The 23,083-nt window shown below is 64.2% G+C and carries 15 protein-coding genes; 3 read left to right on the forward strand and 12 right to left on the reverse strand.

Translation table 11 applies throughout. The features are described 5' to 3' along the window. From RCI06_RS11110 to RCI06_RS11125, 4 genes are all read right to left on the reverse strand, one after another. Positions 1 to 2,111: translation factor GTPase family protein (locus RCI06_RS11110; RefSeq protein WP_306576126.1), on the reverse strand; the 2,111-nt coding region annotated here is incomplete at its 3' end. Positions 2,112 to 2,275: 164 nt separating this feature from the next. Continuing rightward, positions 2,276 to 3,031, reverse strand: a complete 756-nt coding sequence (locus tag RCI06_RS11115) for an SDR family NAD(P)-dependent oxidoreductase (protein ID WP_276872923.1) — start codon at positions 3,029 to 3,031, stop codon at positions 2,276 to 2,278. A 14-nt stretch (positions 3,032 to 3,045) separates the two neighbouring features. After that, positions 3,046 to 3,675 carry a flavin reductase gene (locus RCI06_RS11120; protein ID WP_288234563.1) on the reverse strand — a complete coding sequence of 210 codons (630 nt, stop codon included), beginning with the start codon at positions 3,673 to 3,675 and terminating at the stop codon, positions 3,046 to 3,048. A 146-nt stretch (positions 3,676 to 3,821) separates the two neighbouring features. Beyond that, on the reverse strand, positions 3,822 to 5,174 hold the full coding sequence (locus tag RCI06_RS11125; RefSeq protein WP_306576128.1) for an MATE family efflux transporter: 1,353 nt from the start codon (positions 5,172 to 5,174) through the stop codon (positions 3,822 to 3,824). A 159-nt stretch (positions 5,175 to 5,333) separates the two neighbouring features. Between RCI06_RS11125 and RCI06_RS11130 the strand changes: the two genes are divergently transcribed. Both RCI06_RS11130 and RCI06_RS11135 read left to right on the forward strand, forming a co-directional pair. Then, positions 5,334 to 5,792, forward strand: coding sequence for an Lrp/AsnC family transcriptional regulator (locus RCI06_RS11130; protein WP_276872927.1), 459 nt, complete (start codon positions 5,334 to 5,336; stop codon positions 5,790 to 5,792). A 343-nt stretch (positions 5,793 to 6,135) separates the two neighbouring features. Next, positions 6,136 to 7,479: an MATE family efflux transporter gene (locus RCI06_RS11135; protein ID WP_306576129.1), complete on the forward strand. Its 1,344-nt coding sequence runs from the start codon at positions 6,136 to 6,138 to the stop codon at positions 7,477 to 7,479. 63 nt (positions 7,480 to 7,542) lie between these two features. Here RCI06_RS11135 and RCI06_RS11140 read toward each other — a convergent pair whose 3' ends face one another. Continuing rightward, complete coding sequence (locus tag RCI06_RS11140) at positions 7,543 to 8,763, reverse strand: hypothetical protein (protein WP_277138764.1); 1,221 nt, start codon at positions 8,761 to 8,763, stop codon at positions 7,543 to 7,545. Positions 8,764 to 9,057: 294 nt separating this feature from the next. On the opposite strand from RCI06_RS11140, the gene RCI06_RS11145 reads away from it, so the two are divergent. Continuing rightward, positions 9,058 to 9,807: an SDR family oxidoreductase gene (locus RCI06_RS11145; protein ID WP_276871908.1), complete on the forward strand. Its 750-nt coding sequence runs from the start codon at positions 9,058 to 9,060 to the stop codon at positions 9,805 to 9,807. A gap of 48 nt (positions 9,808 to 9,855) precedes the next feature. Here RCI06_RS11145 and RCI06_RS11150 read toward each other — a convergent pair whose 3' ends face one another. From RCI06_RS11150 to RCI06_RS11180, 7 genes are all read right to left on the reverse strand, one after another. Beyond that, positions 9,856 to 10,203 (reverse strand): helix-turn-helix transcriptional regulator, encoded by a 348-nt coding sequence (locus RCI06_RS11150; RefSeq protein ID WP_101550161.1) that lies wholly within the window; start codon positions 10,201 to 10,203, stop codon positions 9,856 to 9,858. 174 nt (positions 10,204 to 10,377) lie between these two features. Beyond that, entirely contained in the window at positions 10,378 to 10,728 is a 351-nt protein-coding gene (locus RCI06_RS11155; protein WP_172439191.1) for a helix-turn-helix domain-containing protein, read from the reverse strand. 310 nt (positions 10,729 to 11,038) lie between these two features. Then, positions 11,039 to 11,539: a hypothetical protein gene (locus tag RCI06_RS11160; RefSeq protein WP_306576131.1), complete on the reverse strand. Its 501-nt coding sequence runs from the start codon at positions 11,537 to 11,539 to the stop codon at positions 11,039 to 11,041. Positions 11,540 to 11,556: 17 nt separating this feature from the next. Continuing rightward, positions 11,557 to 12,105, reverse strand: a complete 549-nt coding sequence (locus RCI06_RS11165) for a hypothetical protein (protein ID WP_276871915.1) — start codon at positions 12,103 to 12,105, stop codon at positions 11,557 to 11,559. 153 nt (positions 12,106 to 12,258) lie between these two features. Next, positions 12,259 to 12,915: a hypothetical protein gene (locus RCI06_RS11170; RefSeq protein ID WP_306576133.1), complete on the reverse strand. Its 657-nt coding sequence runs from the start codon at positions 12,913 to 12,915 to the stop codon at positions 12,259 to 12,261. A gap of 97 nt (positions 12,916 to 13,012) precedes the next feature. Then, a complete protein-coding gene (locus RCI06_RS11175) occupies positions 13,013 to 13,543 on the reverse strand; it encodes a hypothetical protein (protein ID WP_101550153.1) in 531 nt (176 codons plus the stop codon). A 6-nt stretch (positions 13,544 to 13,549) separates the two neighbouring features. Beyond that, a complete protein-coding gene (locus RCI06_RS11180; RefSeq protein ID WP_306576134.1) occupies positions 13,550 to 23,038 on the reverse strand; it encodes an S-layer family protein in 9,489 nt (3,162 codons plus the stop codon). Positions 23,039 to 23,083: the final 45 nt, after the last annotated feature.

Here is a 23,083-nt window from a genome sequence, read left to right on the forward strand (position 1 = left end):
GGCTCCCTCCTGACCGGGCGGAACGCCTTGCGCGGGTCCCGGCGGATGGGGCCGTAGGTGCGCTCGAAAATCTCCAGCAGCTCCCGGTCCTCCGCCACCATCGCGCAGTAATCGGCCGCCCGCCGCTCGGCGGCGCGTTCCCCGGGGACGCCGGCGGGTTCCTTCGGCGCGTCGAGGACGCTCTCGAGGTGCATGTGCGCCGGCACCTCGTCCCATTTGACGAGGAAGCCCGCCCCATGGGCGCAGAAGACCGAATCCGCCGGGTTGTCCAAATCCGCGTCGCAGTCGTAGCCTGCGGCGGCAATCACCTCTTCGGCGTTGTGGCAGGGCTCGTAGCCTCTGAGGGAGCAGGAGAGCCGCCCTCTGCCGCGCGTGTACCCGGTGACCTCCATCTGGTAGCCCCTCATTTCGGACACGGGGGCGCTGCCGGTCAGCACCGACCGGTCCCCCTCCGTCTCGGGCGGCGCGAAGGAGCCCCCCATCCGCTGCAGATCGGACATCGCCCGGCCCACCGCCTCGGACGGCAGCTCCAGCCGGAAGTCGTACCACGGCTCGAGCAGGACGCTTTCGGCCCGCCGCAGGCCCTGCCGCACCGCGCGGTAGGTCGCCTGGCGGAAATCGCCCCCCTCGGTGTGCTTCTGGTGGGCGCGCCCCGCCGCCAGCGTAATTTTCATGTCGGTGATGGGCGCGCCTGTCAGCACGCCCGGATGGGTCTTCTCCTCCAGATGGGTCAGGATGAGCCGCTGCCAGTTGCGGTCGAGGTCGTCCTCGCGGCAGGCGGAGGCGAACCGCAGCCCGCTTCCCCGCTCCCCCGGCTCGAGCAGCAGGTGCACCTCGGCGTAGTGGCGGAGCGGCTCGTAGTGCCCGACCCCCTCCACCGTCGAGGCGATCGTCTCCCGGTAGAGGATGCTGCCCTGCCCGAAGCCGACCTCCATCCCGAACCGTTCCCGGACGAGGCTGCCCAGCACCTCGAGCTGCACCTCGCCCATGAGCTGCACATGGAGCTCCTGGAGCGCCTCGTTCCACACGACGTGCAGCTGCGGGTCCTCCTCCTCAAGCCGGCGGAAACGGGTGAGCGCGGTGTGCGCGTCCACTCCCCGCGGCAGTTCCACCCGGTAGCCGAGCACCGGACGCAGCGACGGGAGCTCGGAATCCGGCTCCGCGCCGAGGCCCTCCCCGGGACGGGTGCGGGAAAGCCCCGCGGCGGCGCACACCATGCCGGGGAGCGCCTCCTCCACCGTCCGGAACTTCGCCCCCGTATAGACGCGCAGCTGGTTGACCTTCTCCTCCCACGGCTCCCCCTCCCGGCTTCCGGAAACCGCCGCCTTGACCCGGAGGCTGCCGCCGGTGACCTTCAGGTAGGTGAGCCGGACGCCCTGCTCGTCCCAGCCGATCTTGTAGACCTTCGCGCCGAACGCCTCCCGGCGCGGGGGCTCGCGGGTATAGCGCGCGAGCCCCGCGAGGAACGCGTCCACCCCCTCGAGCCTGAGCGCCGAGCCGAAAAAGCAGGGGAACACCCGCCGCTTCGCGACGGCCTCCGCAATCTCCCCGTCTTCGAGCGCGCCCGCCTCGAGATACCGCTCCATCAGCTCCTCCGAGCAGAGGGCGACGGACTCCTCCAGCGCGCCGCGCGGGCGGTCCGCGCCGAAGTCGGCGCAGCCGCCGTCCAGCCGCGCCTGCACTTCCGCCAGAAGCGCCCTGCGGTCCGCGCCCGGCAGGTCGAGCTTATTCACAAAGAGGAAGGTCGGGACGCGGTAACGCTCGAGCAGCCGCCAGAGCGTTTCGGTATGGCTCTGCACCCCGTCGGTGCCGCTGACAACGAGGACCGCGTAGTCCAGCACCTGGAGCGTCCGCTCCATCTCGGTGGAAAAATCCACATGCCCCGGGGTGTCCAGCAGGGTGATCTCCGCCCCGTCCAGGTGCAGCAGCGCCTGCTTGGAAAAGATCGTGATGCCCCGCTCCCGTTCGAGCGCGTAGGTATCCAGAAAGGCGTCCCCGTGGTCCACCCGTCCGAGCCGGCGGGTCTCCCCCGCGCGGTAGAGCATCCCCTCCGAAAGGGTCGTCTTGCCCGCGTCCACGTGCGCCAGAATCCCGATTACCAGCCGTTTCATCTCATCGTTCCAATCGCTTTGGTCTCTTGGCGGGACGGTGCATGTCCCGCTATCTAGTATACCGGAAAAGCGCCGCGATGCAAGCCGGCGCGAAATTTTCCCGCGCGCGGCCCCGGCGACGCAAAAAATCCCCCGGCTTTCGCCGGGGGATTCGGCATCCGCCGTCAGGGCCGCAGGTCGGTGCCGCCCTGGATTTCGATCGTCTGTCCGGTGATGTAGGAGGCGTCCTCCGACGCGAGGAAGACGCACAGCCGCCCGATGTCCTTTTCGGCGTCGCCGAACCGCTGGAGGGGGATATGCTTGATCGTATCCCGGTAGAGCTGCGGGTAGTCCCTGCTCCACTGTTCCAGCGCCTGCGTCATCACGAGCGGGCAGACGACGTTGACGCGCACGCCGAATTCTCCCCACTCGGTCGCCGCCACGCGGGAGAGGCCGCGGATGCCCTCCTTGGCGGCCGCGTAGGAGGACTGGCCCGATTTGCCCGACAGCCCCGCGCCCGACGCGAGGTTGATGACGAGCCCCTTCGCCCGCTTGAGGTAGGGAAAGGCGGCCCGCATGTAGTAGAAGGCGGCGTAGAGGCCGCTGTGGAGCGCGAGCTCGAAGTCGGCGGTCGTGTGGTCGACGAGCAGCACCCCCGATTTGGAGGCCTGCGCGTTGTTGACCACCACGTCGACGCCGCCGAACCGGTCGGCCGTCTGCTTGACGGCCGAGGCCACCGCGCGCTCGTCCGCGCCGTCCGCCACGACGGTCAGCACCTGCGCGCCGTACCCTTCCAGCGCCTTTTTGGCCTCCTCGAGGCCCTGCTCGTTCAGGTTGGTGATCGCGATGTTCGCGCCCTCCCTGGCAAAGGCGGTCGCGATGCCGAAGCCGATGCCCCGGCCGCCGCCGGTAACGATGACCGTTTTACCCTGCATCTTCATTCCGCGCCCCCCTCTCAGCCCGTGATCTTTTCCAGATGTTCTTTGCCCCGCCCGCAGATCGGGCAGACAAAGCCGTCCGGAACCGTGTCGGAATCCAGCACGTAGCCGCAGATCCTGCAGCGGTAGCCCTTTGCCGGCTCGGGCTGGTAGACCGAGGCCCTGGGCGGTGTGACGCCGTTTTTGATCTGGTGGTAGTAGGCGTAGCTCATCGGTCCGGTGGAGTCGAGCACCTCGGCGGCCTCCACCTCCCCGAGGAAGATGATGTGGGTGCCCGCGTCCATGCTGCTTACCACCTTGCAGCTGAAGCGCGCGGAGGCCTGCTCGCAGACGAAGGGAACGCCGCTCTCGTCGACGCGGGTGCGGAAGGACTCAAATTTTTCGGTGTCGCGGCTGCAGTGGAACCCGAACCTGCCGATCAGCTCCATCATGGCCGACTGGGAGAGCACCACCGCCGTGAAGCGGCCCGACTTCCGGATGATTTCGGTCGTGTAGTTCTGCTTGTTGATCGCGATGGTCACCTGCGCGGGCGAGGTCGTTACCTGGGTCAGCGTGTTGACCACGCAGCCGGACGAGATGTCCCCGCACCGGGACGACACAAGGTATACCCCATAGGTAATCTTCTGGAACGCCTTCAAATCCAGCATTGAAATCCTCCTAATTATATAATAGTAACTATTACTGTTATTAGTAATAACTGTTTTTGCAGGAAAAGTCAAGCACGCGGGTAAAATTCTGCCAATCCAACAAAAGGCGGCTCAAATTTCTATGCATAATTACAAAGCGAGCCCTATTATTCCGGCCGCGCCAGCGGGGAGAGCAGCCGCTTCCACCGCAGGCCGTACCAGAGGAAGCCGGTCAGGTCCGCCAGCAGCCACCCGATGGGGATCGCCCACCAGATGCCCAGCAGGCCGATCCGCGGGATGGGCGCGAGCGCGTAGGCCAGCGCCACGCGCACGCCGAGGGACACGACGGTCAGCAGGATGGACATCTGCGCCCGCTCAAGGCCCCGGTAGAGCCCGTAGAGCAGGAAGAGCAGCCCGATCCCGATGTAGCAGCTGCCCTCGATGCGCAGGTATTGGATCCCAACCGCGAGGATCTCCGTCTCCCCCGCCGGCACGAAGATCTCCATGAGCGGGCGGGCGAAGGCCGCCACCAGCGCGGAGACCGCCAGACAGAAGGCGGCCGCCCCCGCCACCGACGCGCGCAGCCCGGCGCGGATCCGTTCCCGCTTGCCCGCGCCGTAGTTCTGCGCCACAAAGGTCGAGAAGGCGTTACCGAACTCCTGCACCGGCAGGTAGGCGAAGGAGTCGATCTTGACCCCGGCGGCAAAGGCGGCCATCACCGCCACGCCGAAGCTGTTGACCAGCCCCTGGATCATCAGGATGCCGAAGTTCATGACCGACTGCTGGATACTCGAGAGGACCGAGCATTTCATGATGCGGACCATCAGCCGCCCGTCGAGCCGGAGATCGGCGCGCTCCAGGCGGAAGGCGGGTACGCGCAGCAGGCTGTAGACGGTCACGATCAGCGCGGAGAGCGCCTGCGCGAGCACGGTGGCCAGCGCGGCCCCCGCGACCCCCATGCGGAACGGCAGCACGAAGAGCAGGTCGAGCGCCACGTTCGCGGCCGCCGCCACGGCGAGCGCGGCGAGCGGGACGGCGGAATTGCCGATGCTGCGCAGCGCGGCGGCAAAGAAGTTGTAGAGGAAGGTGAAGCCGATTCCCCAGAAGATGATCCGCAGGTAATCGCGGGTGTCCGCCCGGATGTCCGCGGGGATGTGCAGCAGCGTCAGGATGCGGTCGAGATTGCCCGCCGCGAGCAGGAAGATCGCGAAGGAGACCGCCGCGATGAAGAGGAAGGCGTTGAAGATGCCGCGCCGGAGGGCGTCGGGCTCCCGCGCGCCGAAATAGATTGAAAAAATGACGCCGCTCCCCATGCAGAGTCCGAGCACCACCGAGGTGAGAAAGACCATCAGCGTATAGGAGGAGCCGACCGCCGCCAGCGCCCCCGCGCCGATGAAGTGGGAAACGATCAGCGTGTCGACGACGTTATAGAGCTGCTGGAGCAGCGCGCCGCCCATCATGGGCAGCGAAAAGCGCACGATCGCGCCGGTCGTCCCGCCCTCGGTCATGTCCCCTGCCAAGCGCTTCTCCTTCTTCCATTATGTAATATTATAATTACGTTATGTAACTAACGACAGTTTATCACGCCCTGCCGGAAATGTCAATCCTGCCAAAAGAAAGTTCCGCCTTGTTTTCCGGCGGAAAATGCGGTAGAATAACGGGGAAAGGGGTTGACCGGCATGTATCTCAAGGGACTGGACGAGCTCGACCGCAAAATCGTCGCCCTGCTCACCGAAAACGCGCGGATGTCCTATTCCGATATCGGCGAGGCGGTGGGCGTCTCCCGCGTGGCGGTGCGGGCCCGCATCGACGCGCTGGAAAAGCGCGGCGTCATCGAGGGCTACACGACGATCATCAACCCGCAGAAGATCGGCAGCGCCGTCTCCGCCTACTTTGAGATCGAGACCGAGCCCGCGCAGCTCCAGCCCGCGGCGGATGCGCTCGACCGCTGCGACACCGTCACGCAGATCTACTTCGTGTCGGGCAGCAGCAAGCTGCACGTCCACGCCGTCGCCGCCAGCAGCGAGGAGATGGAACGGTTTTTGCAGGAGTTCCTCTACCGCCTGCCCGGCGTCGTAAAGCTCAGCTGCAACATCATCCTCTCCCGCAAAAAGGACGTCAAGGGCCTGCGGCTCTGACCGGGCCTTCTTGACAGGCGGCCTCCCGCCGCCTATAATGGACCTCAGAAAGCAGAAAGGACGCTTTGTCATGAAGCTCTGTATCATAAGCCGCTCCGGACAATTGGAAACGATGAAACATTGTGCGGAGCTTTACGATTTCATCGGCGGATAGACAGTTCCCCGGCGGGTCCGTTCGGACGGACCCGTCCGGTTCTGCGTGCCCGCCGGATGATGCGGATCGATTTTGCCGCGGACGATGTTTCGTCCGCGGCTTTTTGCGTCTTCCGCGCGGTATGCGCAGGGGAGGCGGGGGCCATGCCCCCGCCTCCCCTTTCATTTTATGGAAACGAGGAATTTTACCATGGAACGCGATCTCACCGTCGGCAGCGTGCCGAAACAGCTTCTCTCCTTCGCGGCGCCCCTCTTTCTCGCAAACCTGCTGCAATCCCTCTACAGCATCGTGGACATGGCCGTGGTCGGCCGGTTCGTCGGCAGCGCGGGGCTCGCGGCGGTCAGCAGCGCCGCCATGCTCAGCTTTATCATCCAGTCGGTCTGCACCGGCGTCACCACGGGCGGCGCGGTGCTCATCGCGCAGTATAAGGGCGCGCGCGACACGCGCGGCCAGCGGGAAACGACCGGCGCGCTCTTTTCGGTGTCGGCGCTGGCCGCCCTGCTCGTCACCGCGGCGGGCCTGCTCGCCTACCGCCCCGTCTTTTCCCTCATGAACCTGCCCGCCGAGGCGCTGCCCCACGCGCTCCGCTACATGCGGGTCATCTGCCTCGGCACCGTCTTTGTCTTTGGCTACAACGCGGTCTGCTCGGTGCTGCGCGGGCTGGGCGACTCCAAAAGCCCCCTCTTCTTCGTGGCGGTCGCCACCGTCGTCAACATCCTGCTCGACCTGCTGCTCGTCGGGCCGCTCGGCCTCGGCACGGAAGGCGCGGCGATCGCAACCGCCGCGTCGCAGGGCGTCTCCTTTTTGACCGCCGTGTTTGTCCTGCGGCGGCGGGGGCTCCCCCTCGACTTCTCCCCCGCCTATTTCCGCACCGCGCCCAAGACCTGCCGCGCCATCCTGCGCATCGGCTTTCCCACCGCCGTGCAGATGACCGTGCTCAACCTCTCCTACCTGCTCGTCACCGGCATGCTCAACGGCTACGGCGTGGCGGTGGCCGCGGCGGCGGGGGTGGGCCTCAAGGTCAACTCCTTCGCCGCCATGCCCTGCTGGGCGGTCGGCCAGGCGGTCACCACGATGGCCGGGCAGAACCTCGGCGCGGGGGATACCGGCCGGGCGGAAGAGACCGCCAAGAGCGGCCTGCGCCTCGCCCTGCTCGTCACGGCGGCGGGCATCCTCGCGGTACAGCTCTTCACCGCGCGGATCATCGGGCTCTTCAACACCGACCCCGAGGTCGTGCGGGAGGGCGTCTTCTACCTGCGCGTCTGCTGCTCCTTCAACAGCCTCGTCTACGCGGTCATGTACACCTTCGATTCCTTCGCGACCGGCGCGGGCGACTCCCTCTTCGCCATGCTCAACGCGATGCTCCATTCCGTGGTGATGCGCCTGTCGCTCAGCTGGCTGCTCAGCGTCCCGCTGGGGCTCGGCTTCGCCGGGCTCTGCTGGGGCGAATGCCTCTCCCCCCTGCTCCCCTTCGTGTTCGGAATCCTCTATTTCCGTTCCGGACGCTGGAGGCGCAAAAGGCTTGTCTCCTGAGCGGAGGACGCAAAGAGGACCCGCGGGCCGTCGGCCCGCGGGTCCTCCCGATTTTTGATCCGCCTATTTCGCGAAGGAGGGCAGGAATGCCTTCACGGGAGCGGCGGGCTCCCCGGCGGGCGCTTCCCCGGCGGTTTCCGCGGGGGCCCCGGCCGCTTCCGCATCCGATGCGGCCGGCTTCTCGGCGATGATATAGGTGCCGAGCCTGCGGGTCTTCGTGCGCAGGACGTAGTCGCCGTCGTCCGTCTCGACGAACTGGAACTCGGAGGTGATATCGACCGGCACGCCGTCCTCGCCGATCGTGTAGACGACCGCGTTCTCCGGGTCGACGGTCAGCTCGCCGTCTTCGTCCACGAACGGATACCGCAGGTCAAGGGTCGCGCGGCTCGTCGAGGCGATCTGCGGATTGCCGATGAAGTCATAGAGATAGGCGTCCTGATCCGCGAAATAGTCCGTGTAATCCTGGTCGCTCCATTTGGTGGTCATCTTCGGGTAGAACTTTGCCGCGTTGTCGTCGCTCGTGAAGGCGAGCCACGCCAGCGTGTCGTTTTCACTCTCCCAGGTGATCTCGTTGTCCTCGTTCTTCTGCGGCTTCACGACCACGCCGCCGTCGCCCGCCTTGAAGTCGGCGTCCGCGCCGCGCTCGTCGTTTTTGACGTAGAACTTGAAGTCCACGATGACCTTGCCGTTCTTCGCGAGATACAGAGCGCCTTCACCCCAGTCCCACGGAGTGATGTCAAGATTGTCCTTCGCCTTATAGGTGGCGGTCAGCCCGATCTTCGTCTCGTCGTCGGTGAAGCCCTCCTTCATCTCTCCCTCGATGAAGCCCCAACGCTCAGCGGCGCCGTCAAAGTAAAAACTGCCATTGCTGACCACATCACCGATCTTTTTCGAGACGAGCTTGAGCGATTTGATTGCTTTCGCGCCTTCCTCCTTCTTGAACTTCGCGGTGAAGAAGTCGGTCACATCCTCCCCGCAGCCAAGATAATCATACAGATTTGAACGGTAGAGAGCATCGGCCGAAATCGTCGAGCCGTCGTCCGCGACCGCGTCCGAATATTCTCCATCACTTATATCAGGAATCAGGTAGATTTTCGCGGTCGTGGGGACTTCGTCCTCATAGTAATTTTCCCGCATGTCGTAAAAGAAGACGCCGTCCGCGCGCAGGTGGATTTCCCGGACCACCTTCGCGCCCTCGGGGATCGGGGTGTCCTTCGCGAGCGCGGTCACGCCGAGGGAGAGCGCCATCGCCAGCGCCAGGGTGAGTGCCAACAGTTTTTTCATGAATTCTCCTCCTTTTGTCTTCGCGGACCGCCCGACAGGGGATATTGTTGCGCCGCACAGCGGCGCAACACAAAGCGGACCCGCTTTGTCACTTTCCTATTTTTTTATTTTACCATGTGATCGATGACGCATCAATGCATTAATATTACATAATTTTGTCAATTTTTTCATTGTCAATGTCATTGCTTTCAATCTTTCCAGTGCGCTTTTGTGTGTTTAGCCCAAGCAGGAAATGATTTTGTGAAATGCGAAAAATTTGGTATACTAATAAAAAAGCAGTATGGAGGAGTCGGTATGAAAGCATTGGTGACGGGCGCGAGCTCCGGGCTCGGGCGGGATATCGCACGGGTATTGGCTGCGCGGGGATGCAAACTGATCCTGACGGCGCGCAGCCGCGACAAGCTGGAGGCGCTCGCCAAAACGCTGCCCGGCGGCGCGCAGGTCGTCTGCGCGGACCTCTCGGACGAGAAGGAATGCCACCGCCTCTACGAGCAGCTGCGCGCGGAGAAGATCGACATCCTCGTCAACAACGCCGGGTTCGGGCTGTGCGGCATGTTCGACAAAACCGACCTCGACGCCGAGCTGCGGCTGATCGATACGAATATCCGCGCGGTGCACATCCTCACCAAGCTCTTCCTGCGGGACTTCATCGCGCGGGACAGCGGCTACATCCTCAACGTCGCCTCGTCGGCGGCCTTCTTTCCCGGCCCGCAGATGGCCGCCTACTACGCCTCCAAGGCCTATGTCATGCGGCTGACGCTCGGCGTGCGGGAGGAGCTGCGCCGCCGGGGGAGCCGCGTCTATCTCGGGGCGTTCTGTCCCGGCCCGGTGGATACCGCCTTCAGCAGGACCGCCGACGTGCGGTTCGCCGTCGGCGGGATGCCGAGCCTGGAGGCCGCACGCCACGCCGTCGACGGGATGTTCGCCCGCCGTGCGCTCATCATCCCCGGCGGGCTGATGAAAGCCGCCAAGCTGGCCGCGCATTTCGCGTCCGAGCCGTTCGCCGCGCGTCTCTGCTGGCACATGCAGCGGCGGACCAAATAAGCGTTCCGAGCCTTTAAAATCAAAAAATGGCCGCCCGTTGGGCGGCCATTACCATTCCTTGGAGACCTGAAGACATTGGGAGATCGCGCCCTCAAGTCCCGCGATGACCATCTCCTGCGCGAACGGAGGAAGGCGGTCGAGCATCTGCTGGTACCGCGCGAGATCGTTTTTGGGAAGCAGGTCGATCACCTGCTCGGGCTGGAGCAGCTCCTCCAGCTCCACGCCCAGCGCGGCCGCCACAAGGTCCATCGTTTCAAAGGTCGGGTTCGCTCTGCCGCATTCGATGTCGCTGAGCAGCTTTGTGCTGATTCCCGCGCAGGCCGCAAGGTTTTCCTGATTGATCTTCATCCGCTCTCTGCGGGCCTTGATGATCTGTCCCAGATTTGCGACTGTCATCGGCGATTCTCCCCTTTTTATAAAATTATAGGTAAAATCGCAGATTTTCTGAATAAACCATGTTACGCGTACTATTTTACCAGTCACATAACTTCAGTTGATACCCATTTTTTCTCATTTTCATGACAGCGCCTCACGCGGCCGCCGGCCCGCGAGCAAAAAACCGGCGCTTTCCTATTCCCGCCCGCGGACGGTCTCGAGCCACATGGCCAGAGCGCCCTCCGCCCCCCGGACAAACAGCTCCTGCCACGCCTCGGGAAGGCGGTCGACCATGGGCTGCAGGCGGGAAAGCTCTCTTCTGGGCAGCAGGTCGACCTCGATATCCGGTTGAAGCAGCTCCTCGATCTGGAGGCCGAACGCCGCGGCGATGCAGTCCATCGTATCAAAGGTGGGGTTCCCGTTGCCGCACTCGATATCGCTGAGCTTCCGGTGGCTGACGCCCGCCCTGGCCGCGAACTCCTCCTGTGAAAGGCCCTCTCTCCGCCTGAGATACCTGATCTTCTGCCCCAGAACCTGTACCGTCATTGACATCACTCCCTATGTCGAAGTATAGGGGATTTTGTCGAAGAATGGAAATAACTGTAATTCTGCAATTATGGTGCGCATTCAAAAGCCGCCCCGTTCCCTTTGCTTTCGGATGCGTGAACCGCCGCCAGCCGCCATACTTGCGGGGAAGGTTTTGAAAATCGCCGCGCGCTTTCCTCCGGGAGGGTCGAAAAAGGCCGGGGAGCGGTTTTTCACCGCTCCCCGGCCTTCCGTATATCCGCCCGCCACAATTACGCCGGCCGAGCGGGCCGGCGTCAATCGTGCAGCCTGTTGACGCGAGGGGCTTCATTCATCGCTTGGGCGGCGTCCGGTCCTCCCGTCCGCGGTGGGATTTGCCGCCGCTCTGATACCCGGCGGCCGCGATCAGGGCGGCGGAAACCGCCAGCAGCGCAAACGCCGTAGCGGGCAGCGGGCCGTCGCCCGTGTTCGGGATCGACAGCGGGATGGGCAGGTCATCGATGAGCTTGAGGTCGTCCGGAAGGTCGAGCGGCACGAGCACCCGCACCGAATCGCCGCCCCCACCGCCGCCCGACGGGCCGATGTAGGGGGAGTTTTCGATCCGCAGGTAAAACCGCGTCGACGCGCTGAAGCTGCTTCCGGGATTCCTTTCAAATTCCGCGAGGCCGCCGACCGCCGCCGCCTCCTTCGTTCCGTGCCCGCCGCTTTCCGCGTGGGAGGGCGCGCCCATCGGCTCCCCGGTGTCCGTTTCCGCCGCCAGCGCCGTAATTCCCATGCACAGCGCCAGCACGCACCCCAGAAGCGCCGCCAGAACCCTGTTCATCCGTTTCATCCTCGTCCCTCCCGTGATCAGCTTAAGACGGTGATCGTCAATTTCGCGCCAGCCGACCCGATATATTCTTCCGTCTCGGGGTCGTATGCGTTAAAGACCGCCGTCGCGAGGTATTCGCCCTTTTCCAGCTCCACATCCAGCTTCGCCGACTGGATGTGGTGGTTGGGCTCGATGAGCCCCGTTTCGTAGATCAGCTCGCCCGTGTCGTCCAGCGTGATCAGCACCTGCATGAGATATCGGTTGCCCGGCACGTTTTCGATCTGGAGCGGGCCCTCGGCCTTTCCGTTTTCAAAGGTGGGCGCCGTGTTGATCGAGATATTGAACATGCCCTCTTCCACGATCCGGTTGAGCTCCGCCTGGATTTCCTCCTCCGTCTTGCCCTCGAGCTGCCCGGCGAGCGCCGCCGCTTCCCGCGCGAGGCCGGACGGCCCCGCCTTGGGCGCGCGCAGCAGCAGAAACGCCAGGATTCCCAGCACGAGCAGCAGCAGGATACACGCCGCGGCGAGCAGCTTTTTGCCGCCGTCCCGGGTTGCGTTCGCCCGCTCCTCCGTCTTTTCTCCGTTCATCGTCCATCCCGCCTTATTTTGTTTCTATTTCAAGGCTTGCGCCGTTTGTTTCCTTGTTGGGGCGCGGATCGCTCCGCGGGCTCGGGTGGATGTCCTGCAGGCCCGAAGGCCCCCGCGCGGGGGAGTTCCCCGCGCGGGATGTTAAGGAAGAAATTAAGCCGCCGTGACAAAATACATCACGTTCACAACGTTGGTGTCGTCGCCTTCGTTCACGCCGCCGGGGGCAATATACGCCTGCAGGGGGAGTTTCAGCTCGCCGTCGGTGGTACCGTTATTTTTAACGACCTTCCAGGGGGCGGCCAAATCCGTGTTTTCACTGTCGGAAATCGTGGAAAGGTCCACGCCGTTGACCGTCATCGCCATCGTCTTTGCCGCGATCAGCGTGTTGTTCGCACGGACATAGCCGCCGCCGCTGTAAACGCTGCTATCGAAGGTGTTGAACGTCCAGCCCTCCTGCGGCAGCGCCCGCATGGCATAGACCTTGATGTCCGTATCCGTTCCGGTGTTGAGGATTTTGTACGCGTCGGCCGGCGTAACAACCATGCCGTCGCCGCCGTAGGCGTACATGCAGACCCACAGCGGGATCGTCGCGCTGATCTGGGTATCCCCGGACACGGCGTTTTTATCGATGTTCAGGTAGAAATCCGTCTTGCCGAACTGGCTTCCGCCGCTGGTGGCCAATTCCTTCTGCTCGCCGACCGCAGCTTCGGAGTCAATGCCGTGTGTACCGCCATCGTGCGCCGCGAACGCGACAACGCCCATGGACATGACGATCGTGATTGCCAAGAGAACCGCTAACAGTTTTTTCATTGTTTTGACCTCCTAAGATGTTTTGTATTGGGATTGTTTTGAAACCTTATAAAAAGTGATTCGCTCACATACCCCCTCCTCAGTTCTGCGGCCGCATTCAGTTTTCTACCTCGAGGACCAGCTTCGCGCCCGCCTGCCCGGCGATCGAATGTTCGTCGTCCGGCATGTGCGCGGTGAAGACCGCGGTCGCGTTATAGACACCCGCCGGCAGGTCCTCGGACAGCCTGATATACTGGATGTACTGTCCGGGCCTGATGCCTTTGGATTGGTAGACCGTTTCGCCCGTGCTGTCGAGCGTGATCTGGACCGTCATGTTGTAGCGGTTGGCGGCGATGTTCTCGATGTTCGCGAGCCCTTCGCCGTTCCCGTCCGGGAAAATGAGATAGGTGTTGATCGCAATGTTGAACATGCCCTCTTCCACCACGCGGTTGAGCTCCGCCTGGATCTCCTCCTCCGTTTTGCCCGGGAGGTGGCCGGTCATGGCCGCCACGTCGAAGAAGGTGTCCTGCTGGCTCTGCCACCAGTACCAGCCTCCCACGCCCGCCGCGATCAGCAGGATCAGGAGCAGCAGAAGCAAGAGCAGTTTCCCGCGGCCCTTTTTCGGGGCCGCGCTTTCCGTTTCATTCATCGCTTATCACCCCCCGTCACCGGCCGCGCCGCTGATGCCCACCGTATAGGTCACGGCGGCGATCTGGGTCTCCCCGTCCGCCGTCACGCCCCCCGCGGGGATGTAACATTCGACGGGCACCGCGCGTTCCGCCGCCGCCCCGATGGGCTTGAAGAGCGGGCCGGTTTTATCCGCCGCCGTCCAGTCCGCGCCCGCGTCCGCCGAAACCCACTGGGTATCCAGCCGGAGCGCCGCCTGACCGGCGGAGAGGTTGTTCCTGGAGACGTCGTAGCTTCCGTTCGTGAGGAACCCGCCTGCCGGGGGCTGTACGAACGACCAGCTTTCCATCGGGCTCACCGACATTCCGGTGACCTGCACCGGGAAGAGGGAGTTGTTCTTGATGACGTAGCTTCCTTCCTCCGGCGTGACGACCTTGCCGTCCCCGCCGTAGCCGTACATGCACACCCACAGGGGCACTGTCGCGTCGATCGAGACCGGGTTCGTATGGAACGGAATCCGCGCCATGTCGTCCGCGTAGGCGTTTGCCGCGCCACGCTCAAGCAGGGATATCTTCATCGACAGCCAGCCGTCCCGGGATTCGCTGATGGCATTCGCATTGTAAAAATTGAATGGGAGGGTAACCGTCTGGTTCCACCCGCGTGTCTGGCTGACCGGATATTCCGTACCCTCGTAGGGCCTCGTCCATGCAAACTTATTCATGGCGTCATTGCGGCCCCACTCCGTGCGTCCGGCCGTGACGGCCTCCTTGCTGACAAGCTGCGGGGCGTAATCCGCGTCGGCGCTCTCCATCGTATAGCTTCCAATGCCCACGGAAAGCGATGTCGAAGTGCCGCCGGCCAACGGCTGCTGGATGGCTATGACGATCGACGCCGTGTCGTTGGGGCCGGAATCATCCGCGCCGAGCGTCGAGGTCTGCACCGCAGTGCGGTCGCCCGTACTGTACTGTACCTTCCAAAGTGAAAGGCTGAACGAACCGCTTTTCGCGACGGTCCCGTTGGCGTCCGTGGCTTCCAGGTGGTAAACTCCGTCATCGCCCCAGTTCGGCGTAAAGGTGACCGAAACCGATGCTTTGCCCTCGTTGCCCGAATTGACCACGCCGCCAAACGACGTGTCGATCTTATTTGTTCCACGATAGAGTTCGCAGCTGACCACGTCGTCGGAGGACACCTCCGCCATGATCGTCGCCGGGACGCCCGCCTGTTTCAGGAAGTCCCGCTCCAGGTCCATGAAGTGGAAGGGCTCGCCCAGCTCCAGGGTATTTGCTTCCGTGGGGGATTTCGCCAGCGTGTAATCGATGCTCTCCGCGAGCAGGAACTTCGCGGTTTCGTCCGCGACGTCCTCCACGACGCCGTTTAAATAGACGGCGACGTTACGGCCGGGGCCGTAGTCCGTGTCAACGTCCGCGCGGTCCATGTCCACCGGGATCGCCGCGGAATCCGGAAGCGCCCCGTCCACGTTGATGACTTTTCCCTTCGGCAGGTAGACGTACTGGTCCGCGCCGAAGGAGGTCGCCCTGCCGCGCAGGCGCAGCGTGCCGTTCTGGTAGATTCCGTTGCCGCCGCTGCCGCCGGTGACCGTGTTGCCCGAAAGCGTCAGATTTTCCGCCACCACCGTACTTCCGGCGATTCCGACACCGCCCGCGTACTGGGCGCCCGTGTTGTCCGCGATCAAGCAGTTTTTCAGCGAGGCGTTCCCCAGCCTGAGCCAGAGGCCCATGCCTCGGTTCTCCCGGATGCTTCCGCCGGTAATTTCAACCTGCCCGCCAAACGTCGCGATGCCGCCGATCATGTACTGCGCCTCGCCTCCCTCGTTATCGGAGATCTCCCCGTCCGTCATTTTCAGGGAAGCTCCCTGGCCCACGAAGATTGCGCCGACGCTATTAGTATCAGTTCCGCTCATACCAAGGTTTCCGGTAATCTTGCCGCCGTTGATTTCGATCTCGATCGACTTGTCCATGGCCGACAGAGGTGTGGCGATTGCCCCGCCGGGTAGCTTCGAGGCGTTGTTTTGCAAGACCGCCCCCTCGTTCAGAATCAGGCTTCCTTCATTCACGGTGATGGCGGTTTCACTGATAATGCCCGGCGCGGCGATCTCCGCGGCTCCGGTCACACCGTGGCGGTGCCCGTCGACGGTAATCTCCTCCAGCGTCAGGCTGCCGCCGTCAACTGTAAAGATGGAGCCGCTGTTGCTTGCTACCGCGTAGTTATCTCCGAGGCTTCCGTGCGCTTCCGGCTGGGAATAGCGCATGATCGTCACCGGGCCGCCCGCGTCCACATAGCCCATTCCATAGAGCTCCTGTCCGCTCAGCGTGATGTTCTGGCCCTCCGGGATCGCGACTTCTCTCACCACGTAGAGGGTGCCGCCCTTTTGTGCGGCGAGCTTTTCATAAGCCTTCGCGAGGGTCTTGACCGCCTGGGCGGGCGACCCGCCGTCTCTATCGTCGCTGCCGTTTATGCCGTCGATGTAGACCGCGCCCTTCGCCTGCAGCTCGAGGACGTTCTCGCCCTCCCGCTTTCCGGCGGTGAAGCCCGCCGATACCCGACCGGACAGCGCGGCCTTCGACGGGTCGACAACAATCGTATCCGGATTCTGCGCGTCATAGGTGATAATCGTCCTGCCTTTGTAGGCGTCTGCCAGGTCGATCTTCAGGGCCCCCCTCGGTGCGAAGGCGTTGAAGGTTTCGATATATTTTTCCGCCCCGAGGAAGACCTCGCCCTCGACCGACAGATCCTCATCCGCGCCCGCCGCCGAGGAGATCATCAGCCGGCCGGCCTGGTAGACCGCCGAACCCGCCTCCGCGTGGGTGTTTGCAATCGTGGAACCGCCGTAGAGCTTGTATGTTCCGCCCTCCGCGATATACACCGCGCCGCCCTGTCCGTCTGCCGAAGTATTCCGGTTGTTGCGCAGGACCGCGCCGTCGTCGGTATGGAAGCTTCCGCCGGATCGCACCGTCACGAGCGGCGCCTGCGCCTCGACCGCGGGCGCGGCCAGCGCCTCCGCGCCCTGCGTCACCGCCTCGCTGTGGCCGTCAAGCGTCGTGCCCGCGACCTGGAGGGTGCCGCCGTTTTCAACAATGAAAAGCTCCGCCGTGTTGGACGCCTTGCCGTACCCGGGCAGCGGCAAAACCGGCTTGGAGTAGCGCTTGATGGCGACCGGGCCGCCTTTGATCGTGACTGCGCCCGCACCGGTGACGTTGAAGATGTAGCTGTCGGAATTGATCTTGACCGAGCCGGTAATCTTCACCGGGTTGACGATATAGATCGTGCCGCCGCCCTCCGCCTTCAGGCTGCTATACGCCTTATTCAGCGTCGCGAAGGCCCCGTCCGGGGTCGCGCCGTCGCCCGCATCCGCCGACAGGGAGCCGTCCACATAGACGAAGCCCTTTTCGCCCAGCTTGAGCACGCTGTGCCCGCCGTCGGGCCCGCTTCCGACCGTGCCGTGCACCAGCCGGTACTGGGCCGCGACCGCCTCCGCGAGCGTGAATTTGGCAAGCTCGGGAGCGGGAGAAACCAGCACGCCCTGATAGGCGACCACTTCACGGCCCGCGTAGGGATCCGCCACGTCCACCGTCAGCGTCCCGGCAAATCCCGTTACGGCATCGACCGTCCTTCCGGCCGCGAGGTATACGGATCCCTCGGCCGTGGGGTTCCCGTTGACGCTCATCGTGCCGTTCTGGTGGACCGCGTCCCCGCGCGCCGCCTGCGTGTTGGAGATCGCGCCGCCGTTGAACGCGAAGATGCCGTCCGGTTCCACAACGACGGCCCCGCCGTCGCCGGAGGTCTTGTTGTTGCAAAGCACCGTGTTCTCGTCCATCGTCAGGCTGCCGCCGCGCGCGACGCGCACCAGCGTGCCCGCGGCGGTATAGCTGTCCTCCGCGCTGCGCCTGCCCTCGATCGAAATGCCGCCGAGCGTGAGCGTTCCGCCGTCCGCCACGCGGACAAGGTCGCCCGCGAAGGCGTCGTAGGTCTTCTGCCCCGAGACTTCAAAGCCGCTATACCGGCGCAGGTACTGGCCGTCCGCAAGGGTCCAGCCCGTGCCCGGTTCGGTCACCGTCACGGTTCCGGTCACGTAGATCGCGCCCGGTTCCCCGGCCAGGGCGGCCTTTGCCGATTCAAAGGTCTTGAAGGCGCGCGCCGGGGTCGAGCCGTCGTACCACTCGCTCGTGCCGCCGTTTTCACCGTCCAGGAAGACGATCTTGCGCAGCACGATGTTGGGGGACGCCTTATCGAGCAGCAGGGCCTCCGTGTCCGCCTGGAAATACCGCAGGTAGGCGGACGCGTCCGATACGGCGCTGCCGCTTAACGGGCTGACCACCGCGCTTCCGGATTGATACTGCGTGTCGCCGCCGCCCATGTTCATGGTCAGGCGGTACTTTCGGTTCTGGGTGATCGCCGCCGAAACCCGGACGGGAGACGCGGTGGTATTCAGATGGATGGTCCCGTCGATCGCGGTCCGCCCGCCGTTCAGGACAAAGCTGCCGTCCGCGACATAGACGCTCCCGCCATGCTGCGTGCTGTTTCCGAGGGCGTTGCCGGAGATCTGTCCGCCCGCCGCCGTGACCGTGCCGCCGTCGACGTAGACGCCCGCACCGCCGGTCACACCGGCCGCCGTCGTCCTGTTTCCGGTGACGCCGCCCGCGTTGATCGTGAGGGTGCTCTTTTCGCCCGAGACCCGGACGCCGCCGCCCGCCAGGGCGGTGTTGTCCGAGACGGTGACGCCGTTGAACGTGGCGTTGCCCACCAGATCGATGCCGCCGCCGTTCGCCGCCGCCGTATTTCCCGTAATGCTGCCGCCGCTGTAGACCTGCTTGGTCGTACTATCGTTGATCCCAATGCCGCCGCCGCTGCCTCCCGCGCGGTTGCCGGAGACGCTGCCGCCCGACATGGTAAAATTCGTGCACGAAAACAGGTAGATTCCGCCGCCGTCCCAAGCCGCCTCGTTGCCGCTGATTACGCCGCCCTCAACTGTGAAAGACCTGCCCACCATCCCCATCATGATGGCGCCGCCGTTTGTTGCCGACGTGTTGCCCGAGATGGTTCCGCTGCGGATGGTAATAGAACTGGTCATCCCAGTCCCGATGGCGCCGCCGCCCGTCTTTACCACGTAGTCCGTTCCGGTCGCGTGGTTGCCCGTGATCGACCCGCCGTCCACAAGGACAGTCCCGCCTCTCACAAGGATGCCGCCGCCAAAGAGAGCGGTGTTTCCGCTGATCTCGCCGCCGTAGAGTGCAGTTATATTTCCAAAAGCGTTAATTCCGCCGCCAGCCTCCGCCGTATTGTCTGAGATGGATCCGTTCCGCATGGTCACGTTGCCATCCACACCGCCACCGCCGGTTTTTGCGGCATTGCTATTGATCGCGCCACTCTCCAGCGTCAGTTCGCCGTAAACGCCGCCGCCGTATCGCCCGGCCGTGTTGCCGGAGATTTCCGTGTCCCCGCTCACCACGACGGTGCTTCGGCTGCTGTTGGTACCACTGTAGACGCCGCCGCCATCCTCACCCGCCTGGTTCCCGGTAATTTTACCCCCGGTGATGACACAGGAGGGAATGCTTCCAGATGTTGCGCTGAGGTAAACGCCGCCGCCGCTGCCGGAGGCCGTGTTGCCGCTGATTGTGCCGCCGCTCATCTCGAAGGAGGAGCCGGTCGCCCGGATGCAGACGCCGCCGCCGAGCCCGCTGACCGAATCGCCCGTAAGCCCGCTTTCCCCGTGCGTGTTGTCCGAAATGGTTCCGCCGTTCAGGATGAACTTGTGGGTATCCCCCTCAATGACGACGCCGCCCATCTGGTTGCCCGTCACAGAGCCGCTGTTCATCGTAATCGTCATGTGGTCGGAGGGGGTGTGCAGGCCGGGGCCCGCGTTGTTGCGGATGATCGCGCCGTCAATCGTGCAGGTACCGCGCGTGGGCACAACGCCGGGGCCCGTGCCGTTTTCGATGACCGTTCCCTCGCCCAGCACCAGCACCGCGCCACCGCTGACCTGGATCAGGCCCGTTCCGTAGCGGCTCTGGGTGGTGCCCGACACGATGGGGGTTCCATTTCCGTTGACGACGACGTCCTTCAGGGTCAGCTTCGCGTCGGGATACTCCACCACGCTGCCGGCGCCCTCACGGGAGATGAAAATCGGCGCGAAGGTATAAGACCCGTCCGCCATTGTGCGGATCTCCGGCCGCCAGGTCTCCCCCGCGTTGTCCGTCATCTCCGGGAGTGACCAGGTCTCGTCCTCCCGAACCACCACGGTGGCGCTGATGAGGATGTTGGTTCCCGCGGAGCGGGATTTCAGCAGCTCCTTCGCGCGCGCAAAGGTACGAACCGCGTCGTCCGGGCTGGTACCGTTGTTACCGTCGTTGCCAGACCCGCTGAGGTAGACGTAGAGACCGCCCCGGCCGACGATGTTATTGCCTTCGCCGGCCAGCGTCAGGCCGCCGCCCATATCAACCAGGGTAAACACGCCCTGTTCCAGATAGGACGCGGCGTTATACCCGGCCGCTCCAGCGACCACCGTTTTTCCAATATAGGTATCCGGGACACGGAGCTGGAATTTTTTATTGGTATCCAACGGAGCCAACAGGCTGATCGGTGATTTCTTCACCTCGGAATTCTGCTCCATGTCGATGAAGATTTCGTCAGGGATCGTTACGCCGGTCCCGCCCAGGTTGAAGTACGCGCCCTCATGGGCCACGCCCGCCCCGCGCTGCGCGGTGTTCCCGCTGACCGTCACGCTTTCCTCGATCTGGAGCATCGCGAGCCCCGGCGCGATGTAGACGCCGCCGCCCGTCGAGGTCCGCCTGCCTCTCACGGATTTCGCTTCGTTATTCGTGATCGAGGCGGAGTCACTCATGACGAAATCGCCGCCCGCCACATAGACGCCGCCGCCGAGCGAGCCGTCCTCATGGCGGCTCTCCTCCTCCGGGTATGCCTCGTGCACATGGTTCCCGCTGATCGACGCGTTCCCGCCCATCTCCATGCTGCTGGTGCCGGCGAGATAGACGCCGCCGCCCTTGGTGGCCGTATTGCCGCTGATTTCCGCGCTTCCGTTCATGATCATCCTCTCGCCGGCAAAATAGACCCCGCCGCCGAGCGCTTCGCCGCCGCGGTGAAGGATGTCGTCGCAGAGGTTCCCGGAGATTTTACCGCCGCTCATCGTAAAGCCGCCGCCGGCGATCCAGACGCCGCCGCCGCGGTGCACCGCGTATCTTTCCGTCCCTTCCACAACGGCGTAGTTTCCGGAGATTTCGCCGCCGGACATGGTCATGCTGCCCCCATCGAGGTACACGCCGTTTCTACCGTTCCCGGTGATTCTTCCGGAGACGACTTTGACAGTGGATGCGCCCGTGGCGTTGATGCCCCGGCCCTTGTTGCCGGAAATTTCGCCGCCCGCCAGCGTCACCGAACCGCCGGCGACGCTGACGCCGCTGCCCGCGCTGCCGCGGACGGCCGCCCCGTCCGCCAGCGTCAGGCTGCCGCCCGCCGCGACCGACACGATCGTATTGACAGATGTTTCGGCCTCGCCGTAGAGGCCGTCCAGAACGACGTTTTCCAGCGTCAGGCTGCCGCCGTCCGCAACGGTGACAAACTGATTGAGCGTAAGGGCGGAATCATCCCAGCGGGTCACTTCGACCGTCTCATCAAGCGGGGAGGACCAGGTCTCGGTACCGCTCACGGTCACGGGGCCGCAGAGGATGATCTTCGCCGGGATTGCGCCGCCGCTCTTCGAGAGGATTGCCATCGCTTTTTCAAACGTACGGACCGGCGAATCGGGCGAAGCGCCGCTGCCGTCCGCGGCGGCGGTGCCGTCCAGATAGACGCCGCCCATCAGCACCAGATTGTTTTGATAGCCCGCCAGCGGATACGCCGTCCCGCTCAGCGTGAACGCGTCTGCGTAATCCGCCGCCGACGCCAGCGTCCCGCCGGACTGTACGATGACGTTGCCCGGGCGGTGGCTGCCGCTCAGTTCGACCGCAAAGACCTTCCCCGCCCCGGGCGCGCCGGTCAGGGTGATCGTTTCCTCCGGGCTTTCGAGCCGGATTTTTCCCGTGAGTGCGGCGGCCGGGCCGTTCAGCAAAAAGGCCGCCTTTGCTGCGGAAGTCGAACGGTCGACCGAAACGGCGAAGCCGCCGTCCGGCGCGGCCACAGACCCCGCCGACAGGACGAACTCCCCTTTCGTGACAACGCCCGTCTGCGTCGCAGAGATCGAGCCGCCGTCCATCCGGAAGGCGCTGTCCTCGCCGACTTCCACCCCCCGCAGGACGTTCGAAACGGTTCCGTTCTCCATTGTAAACCTGCCGCGGACAATCTCCACGCCGACATCCGTCCCGCTGACGGTTCCATCCCGCAGAACCAGACTGCCCGCGGAGACGCGGATCATCGGCGCCTCAAAGGCGGAACCGGAACTGCCGCCTTTGCTGCCCGAAAGCGCGCTTCCCCCGGTGACGGTCAGCGTTCCTCCGGAAACGGAAATATTTCCGCTGTCGCCCGGCCTGCCGCCATGCAGGGTGATCCCATCCAGCGTGAGGCTGCCGGTCACATTGATCAACTCGTTATTACCGCTTCCGCTGCGGGAAACGGTCGCTCCGGACCAGGTTTCGTCCCCTTCCACCGGGACGGTCCCGCAGATATGGATCTCCCCCTGTCCGGACAGCTCGTTGAGCAGAAGTTCCTTTGCGCGCGCGAAGGTGCGCACCGGGTCGTTCTCCGCGGCGCCGGTATTCACATCGTCCCCCGCGCCCGAGAGATAGACCGCTCCGTTGTAGATCACCGCCGGACGCGCCTGGACGACGCTCGCGTCGTCCGCGCGGACCGTCAGGCTCCAGGCGGGAGTCGCAGCCTGTAACGATTGGGTCAGGGCAAGCTTCGCCAGCGCGTCCCGCATGGAGACCCCCTCGGCGGCGCGCGCCGCGTCAAACGACGCTTTAAAGCCGTTTTCGCCCGCCGCGAAGGAGAGCACCAGCGTGTCCTCCGGCAGCGCGAGCAGTTCGACCGCCTGCGCCGTATCCGGGTGCTCGAAGAGAATCTGTCCGCCGGAGAGGCGCAGCCCGGTCCCGATCTTCAAAATGCCGCCCGCGAGACGGATTAGCTCGTCCGTCTGGACGTCCGCCCCGGAAATCTCGATCTCCGACAGGGTCATCGCAACGCCCTCTCCGAGGGTAAAGATCGCCCCGGAAGGGTGGTTTTCATGACGCGCCACCCGCACGGGCGTTTGCGCGAGGCCCGCAAAGACGCCGCTGAAAGCAAGGTCTCCCGGCGACATCTGGGAATTGCGTTTCAGATAATCCGCGCTCTCCGCCGCGGGATTCATGCAGTAGATCGTGCCGCCCGGAGCGGCCAGTTCCAGCGCCTGCTCGAAGGAACGCACCGGCGCGTTCTCATCACCCCGGTTGTCGTCGCTTCCGCCCCAGATCGTCGCCGTGCCGTCCGCGTTGCTCTTCGTTTCGGGGTCGGGGTTCCAATAGACGACGTCCCGGCTGTGCAGCTCGATTTCGGGCGCCGCCAGGGACATCGTGGTCAGCAGGTTTTCGCCGCGGAACGCCTTGACGGTGTACAC

It is taken from the genome of Anaerotruncus massiliensis (ex Togo et al. 2026) (assembly GCF_030825285.1).
GTDB lineage: Bacteria > Bacillota > Clostridia > Oscillospirales > Ruminococcaceae > Anaerotruncus > Anaerotruncus massiliensis.

Coding starts and splice junctions, on each gene's coding strand:
- RCI06_RS11120 (WP_288234563.1), bottom strand. CDS start 3,675: ATGCTGGATTTGAAGGCGTTCCAGAAGATTACCTATGGGGTATACCTT.
- RCI06_RS11160 (WP_306576131.1), bottom strand. CDS start 11,539: ATGAAACGGATGAACAGGGTTCTGGCGGCGCTTCTGGGGTGCGTGCTG.
- RCI06_RS11145 (WP_276871908.1), top strand. CDS start 9,058: ATGAAAGCATTGGTGACGGGCGCGAGCTCCGGGCTCGGGCGGGATATC.
- RCI06_RS11115 (WP_276872923.1), bottom strand. CDS start 3,031: ATGAAGATGCAGGGTAAAACGGTCATCGTTACCGGCGGCGGCCGGGGC.
- RCI06_RS11180 (WP_306576134.1), bottom strand. CDS start 23,038: ATGTCCCTGGCGGCGCCCGAAATCGAGCTGCACAGCCGGGACGTCGTC.
- RCI06_RS11155 (WP_172439191.1), bottom strand. CDS start 10,728: ATGACGGTACAGGTTCTGGGGCAGAAGATCAGGTATCTCAGGCGGAGA.
- RCI06_RS11165 (WP_276871915.1), bottom strand. CDS start 12,105: ATGAACGGAGAAAAGACGGAGGAGCGGGCGAACGCAACCCGGGACGGC.
- RCI06_RS11170 (WP_306576133.1), bottom strand. CDS start 12,915: ATGAAAAAACTGTTAGCGGTTCTCTTGGCAATCACGATCGTCATGTCC.
- RCI06_RS11130 (WP_276872927.1), top strand. CDS start 5,334: ATGTATCTCAAGGGACTGGACGAGCTCGACCGCAAAATCGTCGCCCTG.
- RCI06_RS11140 (WP_277138764.1), bottom strand. CDS start 8,763: ATGAAAAAACTGTTGGCACTCACCCTGGCGCTGGCGATGGCGCTCTCC.
- RCI06_RS11175 (WP_101550153.1), bottom strand. CDS start 13,543: ATGAATGAAACGGAAAGCGCGGCCCCGAAAAAGGGCCGCGGGAAACTG.
- RCI06_RS11135 (WP_306576129.1), top strand. CDS start 6,136: ATGGAACGCGATCTCACCGTCGGCAGCGTGCCGAAACAGCTTCTCTCC.
- RCI06_RS11150 (WP_101550161.1), bottom strand. CDS start 10,203: ATGACAGTCGCAAATCTGGGACAGATCATCAAGGCCCGCAGAGAGCGG.